Source organism: Chromobacterium sp. HL1, from assembly GCF_057418835.1.
In genome coordinates, this window is the sequence record NZ_CP162399.1 from 2,505,779 (window position 1) to 2,518,339 (window position 12,561).

The window sequence follows — 12,561 nt, forward strand, 5'->3', positions numbered from 1 at the left end:
ATGTCCATCGCAACCCTGGTATTGACCGCGCTGGGCTCGGTCGCCCTGCTGTTGTTGCTGGTGATGAAGGCGCGCCTGCACGCCTTCATCGCGCTGATGCTGGTCTCGATCGGCGCCGGCGTGGCCTCCGGCATGCCGGTGGAGAAAATCGCCGACACCATGCAAAAAGGCATGGCCGGCACGCTGGGTTTCCTCGCCGTGGTAGTGGCCTTGGGCGCCATGTTCGGCAAGATCCTGCACGAAACCGGCGCGCTCGATCAGATCGCCGACCGGCTGCTGAGCCGTTTCGGCGAACGGCGCGCGCATTACGCGCTGGGCGTGGCCGGCCTGGTCTGCGCGTTGCCGCTGTTCTTCGACGTCGCCATCGTGCTGTTGATCGGCGTGGTGTTCGCGGTGGCGCGCCGCACCGGCGGCAATGTGGTCAAGCTGGCGGTGCCGCTGTTCGCCGGCGTGGCCGCGGCGGCGGCCTTCCTCTTGCCCGGCCCCACGCCCATGCTGCTGGCTTCGCAGATGCAGGCCGACTTCGGCTGGATGATTCTGATCGGGCTGGCGGCGGCGATTCCCGGCATGCTGCTGGCCGGACCGCTGTTCGGCAGCTTCATCAGCCGGCACGTCAGCCTGGCGCTGCCGGACGACATCAGCGAGCCGGCTCTGGACCGCGGCCGCATGCCCTCCTTCGCCTTCAGCCTGACCCTGGTGCTGTTCCCGCTGGTCATGGTGGCCTGCAAGACCCTGGGCAGCCATCTGGCCGCGCCGGGCTCGGCCGTCTACCACTGGCTGCAGTTCATCGGCCACCCGTTCAGCGCCATCCTGGCCGCCTGCCTGATCGCCATCTACGGCCTGGCGATCCGCCGCGGCATGGACGCGGAACAGGTCATGCGCGTCTGCAACGCCGCGCTGCAACCGGCCGGCATCATCCTATTGGTGACCGGCGCCGGCGGCGTGTTCAAGCAGGTGCTGGTGGATTCGGGCGTGGGGCCGGCGCTGGGCAACGCGCTGATCGGCGCCGGCCTGCCCATCGCCGTCGCCTGCTTCGCGCTGGCGGCCGCGGTCAGGGTCATACAGGGCTCGGCCACCGTCGCCTGCCTGACCACGGTGGGCCTGGTGCTGCCGGCCATCGAAACCATGGGCTTGTCCGGCGCGCAGCTGGCGGCGCTGTCCATCTGCATCGCCGGCGGCTCCATCGTGCTCAGCCACGTCAACGACTCCGGCTTCTGGCTGTTCGGCAAATTCACCGGCGCCGACGAGGCTCAGACGCTGAAAACTTGGTCGCTGATGGAGACCATACTGGGCACGACCGGCGCGCTGGTCGGCATGGCGGCCTTCGCCATGCTGTGACGCGCGGCATGCGCCTTGGCAAGCATGGCCGCCGGGTACGATACTCACTGAAACACGCTTGAGTAGCCCACCGCCATGACGGACCCCCTCTGCACCACCCTGCTTGCCTTGCTGGACGACAGCGCGGTCCTGATCGCGCTGTTCGACCCGCAAGACATGCTGCGCTACGCCAACACCGCCTTTCGCCAAAGCTTCTTCCTGTCCCAAGAGGAACACCTGAGTTGGGCGGAACTCATGCGACGAAACTACCGGCAGAAGCAAGGCTCGCGGATAGAAACCGACGATATCGAAGCCTGGCTGCGCTCAGCCTGTTCGCGCCGCGGCAAACTGCCTTACCGCGCTTTCGAGGCCGATCTATGCGACGGCCGCTGGATGTGGATGACGGAAACCATGAGCGCGGACGGCTGGATGCTGTGCCAGGCCAGCGATATCACCGAACTGCGCGCCGACAAGCGCGAACTGCGCCAGGCCCGCGACGTGGCCGTGCGCGCCGCCCAGACCGACCCGATGACCGGCATCAGCAACCGCACCCATCTGATGCAGTTATTGCAACTGCTGTTGCAGCAGCGGCTTCAACACGCGGCGCCGGCCTGTCTCGCCATTCTCGATCTCGACCACTTCAAGCGCATCAACGACCTGGAGGGCCATCCGGCCGGCGACCACGTCATCTGCGGCTTCGTCCAGACCGCGCGCGCTCAGCTGCGGCAAAGAGACGGCTTCGGCCGCTTGGGCGGCGAGGAATTCATGCTGCTGCTGCCGCAAACCTCGCTGCTGGAGGCCGAGCAATGCTGTGAACGGATTCTCGCCGCCGCGCGGCTGGACCGCCCCCTGGCGGCCAAGCCGGAGCTGGGCTACACCTGCTCGATCGGGCTGACCGAGCTGCGGCCCGACGACGACATCGCCAGCTGCTACGCGCGCGCCGACGAAGCGCTGTACCACGCCAAGGGCAGCGGGCGGGATTGCGTGAGCAGCGTGCGTTAAAACCGGCTCAGTCGGCCGTGGCCAACAGCTCGGACGCTTGCCAGCGCTGGAATCGCCGCTGCGCCGCCGCCACGCTGGACGCGGTCAGCGTCAGGCCGCCGCAAGCCGGCGCCCAGTCTTCCGCGCGCTCCGGCGCGTCGTCGAAGGCCAGCAAATGCGGCGCGCCGCCGGCCGCCATGCCCGCGCCCAGCAACACCGCGCCGTCCGGATTGCCGGCGCTTTCCACCAGGCCCACCCGCCCCTCGTTCAGCAGCATCGGGAAACGATGGCTGGCCGCCACCGCCTGGCGCGCGTCGCGAGCGATCTGCAGCTTGTCCGCGTCGCCGGGCTCCAGCAATACCGGGCATGGCAGCGCCGAAGCCAGCTCCCGATGAATCTGACTCTCGATCACGGTGGGCGGCAGCAACACCGCGCTGACCAGATCGCTCAGATACGCCATCTCATTGGGCTGAATCAAGACATGCGCCAAGGGAACGCCCGCGGCCAGGCATTGCAGATAAATCTTTCTTTGCTCCAACAGCGCTTGCCGTCCGCGCCCCGTCGTCGCGACGGCAAGCGGCTGGGCCAACACGCTCCAGCCCGCCTCCCGCGACAGCCAGGCGTTCAGCTGTTCAGCCTGCTCCAGCAAGGCCGGCAGCGGCAAACGCAGCAACAGCAGGCGGCGCGTTCCCGCTCCGGCTATCGCGGCCTGAGTCAGGCGGCGGCCGCGCGCCACCGTCTCCCGCGCCCTGTCGTCCGCCATCGCGTCGGCCATCAGTTCCCGCGGCGAGGGCAAGCGCAGCAAGCCCATCGGCTCCGCCGCCTGCGCACTATCGGGAACACCGTCCATGCTGTCGCTGCCTTCAAAATACATTGTCGTTCTCCATCCTGCGCCTGCCATGCAAGCGGTTCAATTGGCGGCTACGATATTTTTATTGAGAATGATTGTCAATTGCGTTTTTACCAAAATTAGTCCAATCCCTCGGCATGAGACACCGCCTCCCGCCCTTGCGCAGCATGCCAAAAAGTAGCTGAGAACGGCCTCTGGCGCGCCTTTGAGATGACGTCAACATGAGGCGGCGCCGCCAAATCCGGACCTGCGCCTCCACGAAGTCCTAGAGCAAAAATGTGGAATCAATATCATCTGTACGCAATATCACCGTATTGCAATGGATAACGATTATCATTTATATTCGCCCTCGACGCTCAGACGAGCCATCCCCCACCTACCCAGTGGACTCAGGAATAGCGATGAACCAAACCTCACTCGACCCAGCCTATAGCGGCGAACACAATCTGTTGGCCGCCTACCAGGCCGATTCCGCCTTCTTCTTCGCCTCGCCATGCCACACCCTGCTGGCCGAAGGCATCCAGCAAGTGATCACCGACACCGATCCCAGCGCCGCCATCGCCGCCGCGCTGGCCGCCCAGCCGGACCCGGCTCAGGCCGTGGTCGTCGGCGCCATCCCCTTCATGCCGGAACAACAGCCGTGGTTGTTCGTGCCGCAACAAGTGCGCCGCGCCGACGCGCTGAGTCAGGATCAGCGCAGCGCCCTGCGCCAGCCCTTGCAAGCCGATTGCCAATTGACGCCGCAGCCGGCGCCGGCCGCTTACTGCCAGGGCGTCAGCGACGCGCTGGCCCGCATCGGCAGCGGCGCGCTGGACAAGGTGGTGCTGTCGCGCACCTTAGAGCTTTCCGCCAAGCAGGCCATAGACCAGCGTCAATTGCTGCTCAATCTGGCCAGCCAGAACCAGCACGGCTACACCTTCGCCGTGCAGCTGAGCGAAGACGGCGCGCCGCGCCGCGCGCTGATGGGCGCCAGCCCGGAACTGCTGCTGGCCCGCTACGGCCGGCAAGTGATCACCAATCCGCTGGCCGGCTCCGCCGCGCGCAGCCCGGACCCGGCGGAAGACCGCCGCCGCGCCGACGCGCTGCTGGAGTCCGGCAAGGACTTGTTCGAGCACAAGCTGGTGATCGACGCCGTAGTCGAGGCGCTGGCGCCGTACTGCCGCGATCTGCAAGTGCCGGCCGGCCCGTCCCTGGTCTCCACCGCCACCATGTGGCATCTGTCCACCCGCATCAGCGGCGAGCTGATCGATCCGGCGGTGGGCTCCTTCGAACTGGCGCGCGCGCTGCACCCCACTCCGGCGGTGTGCGGCTTCCCGGCGGACCCGGCGCGCAGCCTGATCCGCGAGATCGAACCCTTCGATCGCGGCTTCTTCACCGGCATGGTGGGCTGGTGCGACGGCAAGGGCGACGGCGAATGGGCGGTCACCATCCGCTGCGCCGAAATCGCCGAACGCACGCTGCGCCTGTTCGCCGGCGCCGGCATCGTCACCGGCTCGCTGCCGGAAAGCGAATTGGCCGAAACCGCGGCCAAGTTCCGCACCATGCTGCGCGCAATGGGCCTGGCCGATCTGGCGGAGGCGGCATGAGCGAGCAACAACTGGACTGGACGCCGTGGCCTGAAGACTTCGCCCGCCGCTACCGCGAGGCCGGCTATTGGCAAGGCCAGACCCTGTTTTCCATGCTGGCGGCCCAGGCCGAGCAGCAGCCGGAAAAACTGGCGCTGGTGGCCGGCAAGCAGCGGCTGAACTACCGCGAGCTCAAGCTCTACGCCGAGCGCCTGGCCGCCGGCCTGTACGCGCGCGGCCTGCGTCCCGGCCAGCGCGCCGTGGTGCAGCTGCCCAATTGCGCCGAATTCTTCATCGTCGCCTTCGCGCTGTTCCGCCTCGGCATGCTGCCGGTGTTCGCTTTGCCGGCGCACCGCCGCGCCGAAGTGTCCTACTTCTGCCAGCACACCGACGCCGCGGTCTATTTCTGCGCCGACCAGCACGCCGGCTTCGACTACCGCGCGCTGGCGGCCGAGCTGCTGCCGCTGGCGCCCTCGCTGCAGCAGGTGATCGTCGCCGGCGACGCCGGCGACTACACCCCGCTCAACAGCCTCTATCTGATGGACCAGCCCTTGCCGGCGGAGCCGGACCCCAGCGGCCTGGCCTTCTTCCAGCTCTCCGGCGGCAGCACCGGCGTGCCCAAGCTGATTCCGCGCACCCATGACGACTATCTGTACAGCTTCGCCGCCAGCGCCGAGATCTGCGGCCTGAGCCGCGACAGCGTCTATCTGTGCGTGCTGCCGGCCGGCCACAACTTCCCGATGAGCTCGCCCGGCAGCTTCGGCGTCTTCCACGCCGGCGGCACCGTGGTGCTGGCCTCCGGCCCCAGCGTCGACGAATCCTTCGAGCTGATCGAGACCGAGGCCGTCACCATCGCCGCCCTGGTGCCGCCGCTGGTGCCGCTGTGGCTGGACGCCGCCGCCAAGCAGCCGGGCAAGCTGGCCAGCCTGCGCCTGCTGCAAGTGGGCGGCGCCAAGTTCGGCCCCGAGCTCGCCGCCCGCGTCGAGCCCGCGCTCGGCTGCAAACTGCAGCAGGTGTTCGGCATGGCCGAAGGCCTGGTCAACTACACCCGGCTGGACGACGGCCCGGAGCAGGTGCTGAACACACAAGGCCGGCCGATCAGCGCCGACGACGAAGTGCGCATCGTCGACGACGAGGACCAGCCGGTGGCGCCGGGCGAAGTCGGCCACCTGCTGACGCGCGGCCCCTACACCATCCGCGGCTACTGGCGCGCCGCCGACCACAATCAGCGCGCCTTCACCGCCGACGGCTTCTACCGCACCGGCGACCTGGTGAGCATGAACGCCGACGGCTATCTGACGGTGGAAGGCCGCGCCAAGGACCAGATCAACCGCGGCGGCGAGAAAATCTCCGCCGAGGAAGTGGAAAACCACCTGCTGGCCCACCCGCTGGTGCGCGACGTCGCCATCGTGGCGATGAGCGACCCCTATCTGGGCGAGCGCTCCTGCGCCTTCATCATCCCGCGCGAGCAACAGGCGATCCGCCTGCCCCAGGTGGCCGCCTTCCTGCGCGAGCGCGGCCTCGCCGCCTACAAGATTCCGGACCGGCTGGAGCTGGTCGACACCCTGCCGCAAACCAGCGTCGGCAAGGTCAGCAAGAAAACCCTGCGCCAGATGCTGGAACAGAAACTGGCCGCGCAGTCCACCCAAAGGTCACAAGCATGAGCATTCCCCGCATCGCCCCCTACGCCATCCCGTCGCAACTGCCGGACAACCGCGTCAACTGGACGGTGGCGCCGCAGCGCGCCGCGCTGCTGATCCACGACATGCAGGAATACTTCCTGGATTTCTATGACCGCGAGGCCGAGCCGGTGGCCACCGCGCTGCGCAATATCGCCGCCATCCGCGCGCGCTGCCGCGAGCTGAACATTCCGGTGTTCTACACCGCCCAGCCGGCGGAACAGGCCGACAGCGACCGCGGCCTGCTCAACGATATGTGGGGCCCCGGCCTGCCGGCGCGTCCGGAACGCCATCCCATCGTGGCCAGCCTGAGCCCGGCCGCCGACGACACCGTGCTGACCAAGTGGCGCTACAGCGCCTTCCAGCGCTCGCCCTTCCTCAATCTGCTGCGCCAGCAAGGCCGCGACCAGCTGATCATCTGCGGCATCTACGCCCACATCGGCTGCATGAGCACCGCGCTGGACGCCTTCATGTACGACATCCAGCCCTTCTTCGTCGCCGACGGCCTGGCCGACTTCTCCGCCGACCGCCATGCGATGGCGCTGGAATACGTGGCCCAGCGCTGCGGCGTGGCCCTGGACAGCCAGCGTCTGCTCGGCCAGCTGGACCAGCAGGCCGCTCCGGCCAGCGCCGCGCCCAGCGCGGAAGCGCTGCGCGCCGCCATCGCCGAACTGCTGCAGCAGCCGGCCAGCGACATCGGCCTGGACGACAATCTGCTGGACTGGGGCCTGGACTCCATCCGCCTGATGAGCTTGCTGGAACAATGGCGCGCGCTGGGCGCGGAAATCGACTTCATCGAACTGGCGCAACAACCCACCGTCAACGCCTGGCAGGCGCTGCTGGCGCGCCAGCTGGACGGGGCCGCCGCATGAGCGCCAGCTACCCGGAATTCCACGGCCGGCTGGCCGTGGTCAGCGGCGCGGCCCAGGGCATAGGCGCGGCGCTGGCGCGCTCGCTGGCGGACCAGGGCTGCCGCGTGGCGGCGCTGGACCTGCGCGCCGACGGCCTGCAGCAGCTGGCGCTCCACGCGCCGGCCCACGCCGACGGCCGCATCATCCCGCTGCCGCTGGACATCCGCGACGGCGCGGCGGTGGAACAGGCGGTGGCCCGCATCGAAGACGAGATCGGCGCCATCGACATGCTGGCCAATGTCGCCGGCGTGCTGCGTCTGGGCACGGTGGAACAGCTCAGCGACGAGGACTGGCTGCAAAGTTTCGCCGTCAACACTCACGGCGTGTTCTTCCTCAGCCGCGCGGTGGCGCGGCGCATGCAGGCTCGCCGCCGGGGCGGCATCGTCACCGTCGGCTCCAACGCCGCCGAAGTGCCGCGCACCCAGATGGCGGCCTACGCCGCGTCCAAGGCCGCCACCACCCAGTTCAGCAAATGCCTGGGCCTGGAGCTGGCCGAGTTCGGCGTGCGTTGCAACATCGTGTCGCCCGGCTCCACCGACACCGCGATGCAGCGCCAGTTGTGGAGCGACGACGCCATCCCGCCGGCCATCTTGCAAGGCTCGCTGGAGCAGTACCGCACCGGCATCCCGCTGCAACGCATCGCCGCGCCGCAGGATGTGGCCAATGCCGCGCTGTTCCTCCTGTCGGATCAGGCGCGTCACATTACGCTGCACAATCTGTACGTGGACGGCGGCGCGACGCTGGGGATCTGAGAACCTGTTTACGATCTGCTGCGCGTCGGCGATACGGCGTTGAAACCGGATTCGAAATGCTCATGTACCGTATGTACACTCCGCTTTCTCAGCCGTTTTCGCCTTGTCTCACCTTAGCTCGCGAGATCGTAAACAGGTTCTGAACACCGATTCACGATCCGCAAAGAAAAACGGGCAAGACCATTGGTCTTGCCCGTTGTCACGTCGCCGCGCCAAGCGCGGCGCGGCTCCGGCGGATCAGTTCACCGGGCAGCGGTTGGCAGCGCGGTAATCCACCACCTTGATCTTGCCGCTGACAATGTCCTTGCGCGCCTGCAGAATCTTCTTCTCCATCTCAGGCGTGATCAGCGAACGGTTGTATTGGTCCAGCGCCCAGTCCACGCCGTTTTCCTTCAGGCCCATCAGCTTGACGTCCGGCTTCCACGCGCCGTTCTTGGCGTCGCGCATGGTTTCGTACACCGCGTTGTCCACGCGCTTGACCATGGAGGTCAGCACCACGCCCGGCTGCAGATAGTTCTGATTGCTGTCCACGCCGATGTAGAACTTCTTGGCGCCCTTGGCCGCCTGGATCACGCCCATATTGGACAGCGCCGCCGCGGCGAACACCACGTCCACGCCGCGATCGAACTGGCTCTTGGCCAATTCCCCGCCGCGCGCCGGGTCGTTGAAGGCGGCGTGGGTGGTGCCTATCATATTCTGCATCACCACCGCCTTGGGATTGGCGTACTTGGCGCCCTGGGCGTAACCGCAGCCGAAGGCGCGGATCAGCGGCACGTCCATGCCGCCCAGATAGCCCACCTTGCCGCTCTTGGACTTGAGCGCGGCGGCCATGCCCACCAGGAAGGAGCCTTCCTGCTCCTTGAAGGCGATGCTCTGCACATTCGGGCCCTTGGCCACCGAATCCACCAGGGTGAACTTCACCTTGGGGAACTCCTTGGCCACGGTCTCGATGGACTGGGTGTAGGCGAAGCCCACCGCCACCACCAGGTCGGCGCCCTTGCGCGCCATATTGCGCAGCATCTGCTCTTTCTGAGCGTCGTTGCTGACCTGGCCTTCGCGGTAGTTGATGTGGAATTCTTTCTTGAAACGTTCGGCGCCGTTGAATGCCGCTTCATTGAAGCTCTTGTCGAACTTGCCCGCCTGATCGTAGATCACGGCGACAGTGAAATCCTTGGCTGCAACCGGGCCTGCCAGCAAGATGGCAGCGGTTGCGCCTGCGATGTGTTTCAGCGCAAACGTCATGTTTTATCTTTTCTATGTGGATTACAGGCGATGCGACAGCGCCGCGGGCGGCGTTGCCGGCGCTTCAAGCGAAAGACGGAGGGGGAAACCGAGTGGACCGCGGCTGCCGGGGCAGACGGGACGAAACAGAACCACGCCGCTGCGAACCGCAGCGGATACAACGCGCCAATTGAAGCTGCCGGATTGTAGGCAGCCCGCCGCCGGCTGTAAACCGGCGTGGCCGAATCCTGCAACAACAGGTCGAAAAACGGACAGCCCGCCATAAGAACCTGTTCACGATCTTTTCAAACCGGAACGGAAGTATTGTTCAAAGCATTGAATCCGCTACGCGGATGATGATTTAGGGCCGGTTCCGCCCGGCGAACGGAAAGGGAGATTTGCGCGGCCAAATCTCCCTTTACCCTAAAGGCCGCCCTGCAAGCCTGGCCTGCGGCTACCCGTCGGGTCCCGTCAGGCCCGAGGCGCGGCTGAACTCGCAGCGCGCTAACGTCGCGCTGCTCGAACAAGCAGCCGCTTAAAACCTCGGGCCTGCCACCCGACCGCAGGCTTGAAGGGACCCGGGGCGCGTCGAATACATGGTTTCCTACGTATCTAGCAACGGTTAAACACATCTACAAAAGATCGTAAACAGGTTCTAAGATCTTGTTCAAAGTCCGCAGCGCCTCATGAGAGGTGACGGCTTCGAAATGCTCATATACCAAACGTACATTCCGCTTTCTCAGCCGCGACACCTTGTCCCGCTCCCGCTCACTAGCCTTTGAACAGGCTCTGAACACTAGGGCGACGGGCCGTCGGCAACGCTCAACACACGCTCAGCGCGGAAACAGCTGGCCGATGTCCTTGGCCTCCCAGTGCGGGAAGTATTTGCGCACCAGCGCGTTCAACTCCAGCTCGAAGGCGCGCAAGCGCTGCAATTCGTCCTGAGGCGCGGCCGCCTGCTCCGTCCTGGCCGCCGTGATCATGCCGGCGCCGGCGGTGGCGTTGCTCAGCCGGTCGATCACGATGAAGCTGCCAGTGCCACGGCAGGCGGCGTAGGCGTCTATTACCGCCGGCGCGTTCAGGCTGATCCGGCACAGCGCGATCTCGTTCAGGTGCAGCGCCTCGGCCGGCTTCTGCTCCAGCGTGTTGACGTCCACCTGGTGCAGGATGGCCTCCACCCGGCCGGTGACGAATTTGCCGGCCAGCTTGAAGCCGTACTCCTTGCCGGCGCGCAAGGGTGCGTCCTGCATCCACACCAGATGCGCGTCCAGGCTGGCCGCCACCGCCGGCGGCGGCTGGTCGGCGCGCACCAGCATATCGCCGCGCGACACGTCGATCTCGTCCTCCAGCGTCAATGTGATCGCCTCGCCGGCCCCGGCCGCGGCCAGTTCGCCCTCGTAAGCCACCACGGCCTTGACCTTGCTGCGGCGGCCGGACGGCAGCGCCAGCACCTCGTCGCCGGGGCGGATCTCGCCGGCGGCGATGGTGCCGCAAAAGCCGCGGAAGTCCAGATTGGGCCGGTTCACGTACTGCACCGGCAGGCGGAAGCCTTCCAGCGCCGCGTCGCTGCGCACTTCCACCGTTTCCAGCAACTGCATCAGCGTCGGCCCCTGATACCAGGGCGCGCCCTCGCCGCGGCTGACCACATTGTCGCCGCGCAGCGCGGAGATCGGCACAAAGCGGATGTCCGGAATCGCCAGGCCCTCGGCGAAGGCCAGATACTCGTCGCGAATGCGCTCGAACACCGCCGGATCGTAATCCACCAGGTCCATCTTGTTCACCGCCACGATCACATGACGGATGCCCAGCAGGCTGACGATGAAGCTGTGGCGGCGGGTCTGGGTCTGCACCCCGCGCCGCGCGTCGATCAGTATGATGGCCAGATTGCTGGTGGACGCGCCGGTGGCCATATTGCGGGTGTACTGCTCATGGCCCGGGCAATCGGCGATGATGAACTTGCGCTTGTCGGTGCTGAAATAGCGGTAAGCGACGTCGATGGTGATGCCCTGCTCGCGCTCCGCCTGCAAACCGTCCACCAGCAAGGCCAGGTCTATCTCCTGATCGGTGGTGTTGTATTTTTTGGAGTCGCGCTCTATCGCCGCCAGCTGATCCTCGAAGATCAGCTTGGAATCGTGCAGCAGCCGGCCGATCAAGGTGGACTTGCCGTCGTCCACGTTGCCACAGGTGATGAAGCGCAGCAGATCCTTGTTTTCGTGCTGGCGCAGGTATTCCAGGATGTCGCCGGCGATCAGATCGGATTGGTGGGTCATCAGAAATATCCTTCCATCTTTTTCTTTTCCATCGAACCGGCGCTGTCGTGATCTATCACCCGGCCCTGACGCTCGGAAGTGCGGGTCAGCAGCATCTCCTGAATGATGTCCGGCAGCGTGGCCGCCTGCGATTCCACCGCGCCGGTCAGCGGATAACAGCCCAGGGTGCGGAAGCGGACGCGGCGGGTTTCAATGCTCGCCTTCTCCGCCGGGCTCAGATAATCCAGGATCCGCTCGTCGTCTATCATGATCAGCGTGCCGTCGCGCGCTATCACCGGCCGTTCGGCGGCGAAGTACAGCGGCACGATCTCGATATTTTCCAGGAAGATGTATTGCCAGATGTCCAGCTCGGTCCAGTTGGACAGCGGGAACACCCGTATGCTCTCGCCCTTGTCTATCTTGCTGTTGTAGATGTTCCAGAGCTCGGGCCGCTGGTTCTTCGGGTCCCAGCGGTGGTTGCGGTCGCGGAAGGAATACACCCGCTCCTTGGCGCGGCTTTTTTCCTCGTCGCGGCGAGCGCCGCCGAAGGCGGCGTCGAAACCGTATTTGTTCAAAGCCTGCTTCAGGCCCTCGGTCTTCATCACGTCGGTGTGCTTGGCGCTGCCGGCGGTGAACGGATTGATGCCGGCGTCCACGCCCTCCTGGTTGACGTGGACGATCAGATCCCAGCCGTACTCGCGCGCCTGCTTGTCGCGCAGCGCGATCATTTCCTTGAACTTCCAGGTGGTGTCCACGTGCATCAAGGGAAACGGCGGCTTGCCCGGCGCAAACGCTTTCTTGGCCAGATGCAGCATCACCGCCGAATCCTTGCCTATCGAATACAGCATCACCGGGTTTTCGAATTCCGCGGCCACTTCGCGAATGATGTGGATAGACTCCGCTTCCAACTGCTTGAGGTGAGTCAGCCTCTGTTGACCGATGTTCATGCTTCCTGCCCATCCTGTAGATGCGCTCAAATCTACCGAAAGCCCATCGGCGCATCAAAACCGATGGGTTATATCAATATGCTCTTAGC

10 protein-coding genes are annotated in these 12,561 nt (G+C 65.8%); 6 read left to right on the forward strand and 4 right to left on the reverse strand.

Features of this window, described 5'->3' with window-relative positions; translation table 11 throughout:
* Positions 1-1,338 (forward strand): gluconate transporter, encoded by a 1,338-nt coding sequence (gene gntU / locus AB1Z25_RS11330; protein ID WP_253313630.1) that lies wholly within the window; start codon positions 1-3, stop codon positions 1,336-1,338.
* Positions 1,339-1,413: 75 nt separating this feature from the next.
* Complete coding sequence (locus AB1Z25_RS11335) at positions 1,414-2,319, forward strand: GGDEF domain-containing protein (protein ID WP_227103358.1); 906 nt, start codon at positions 1,414-1,416, stop codon at positions 2,317-2,319.
* Positions 2,320-2,326: 7 nt separating this feature from the next.
* Here the strand turns inward: AB1Z25_RS11335 and AB1Z25_RS11340 are convergent, their stop codons facing one another.
* On the reverse strand, positions 2,327-3,172 hold the full coding sequence (locus AB1Z25_RS11340) for a hypothetical protein (RefSeq protein ID WP_486637290.1): 846 nt from the start codon (positions 3,170-3,172) through the stop codon (positions 2,327-2,329).
* A 377-nt stretch (positions 3,173-3,549) separates the two neighbouring features.
* Between AB1Z25_RS11340 and dhbC the strand changes: the two genes are divergently transcribed.
* Genes dhbC through AB1Z25_RS11360 form a run of 4 tightly spaced genes read left to right on the forward strand, consistent with a single transcriptional unit; the run spans position 3,550 to position 8,055 of the window.
* Positions 3,550-4,734, forward strand: a complete 1,185-nt coding sequence (gene dhbC, locus AB1Z25_RS11345; protein ID WP_107798854.1) for an isochorismate synthase DhbC — start codon at positions 3,550-3,552, stop codon at positions 4,732-4,734.
* Positions 4,731-6,377: a (2,3-dihydroxybenzoyl)adenylate synthase gene (locus AB1Z25_RS11350; RefSeq protein ID WP_253313627.1), complete on the forward strand. Its 1,647-nt coding sequence runs from the start codon at positions 4,731-4,733 to the stop codon at positions 6,375-6,377. Before dhbC ends, AB1Z25_RS11350 begins: the two co-directional genes overlap by 4 nt.
* Entirely contained in the window at positions 6,374-7,264 is an 891-nt protein-coding gene (locus tag AB1Z25_RS11355; protein ID WP_486637291.1) for an isochorismatase family protein, read from the forward strand. The genes AB1Z25_RS11350 and AB1Z25_RS11355 overlap by 4 nt, the downstream gene beginning before the upstream one ends.
* A complete protein-coding gene (locus tag AB1Z25_RS11360; protein WP_107798851.1) occupies positions 7,261-8,055 on the forward strand; it encodes a 2,3-dihydro-2,3-dihydroxybenzoate dehydrogenase in 795 nt (264 codons plus the stop codon). Before AB1Z25_RS11355 ends, AB1Z25_RS11360 begins: the two co-directional genes overlap by 4 nt.
* Before the next feature lie 237 nt (positions 8,056-8,292).
* On the opposite strand, the gene AB1Z25_RS11365 is transcribed toward AB1Z25_RS11360, so the two are convergent.
* From AB1Z25_RS11365 to cysD, 3 genes are all read right to left on the reverse strand, one after another.
* Positions 8,293-9,297, reverse strand: coding sequence for a BMP family lipoprotein (locus AB1Z25_RS11365; protein ID WP_019102171.1), 1,005 nt, complete (start codon positions 9,295-9,297; stop codon positions 8,293-8,295).
* 812 nt (positions 9,298-10,109) lie between these two features.
* Positions 10,110-11,546, reverse strand: coding sequence for a sulfate adenylyltransferase subunit CysN (gene cysN, locus AB1Z25_RS11370; RefSeq protein WP_486637292.1), 1,437 nt, complete (start codon positions 11,544-11,546; stop codon positions 10,110-10,112).
* Complete coding sequence (gene cysD / locus AB1Z25_RS11375) at positions 11,546-12,472, reverse strand: sulfate adenylyltransferase subunit CysD (RefSeq protein ID WP_107798848.1); 927 nt, start codon at positions 12,470-12,472, stop codon at positions 11,546-11,548. The genes cysN and cysD overlap by 1 nt, the downstream gene beginning before the upstream one ends.
* Positions 12,473-12,561 lie beyond the last annotated feature (89 nt).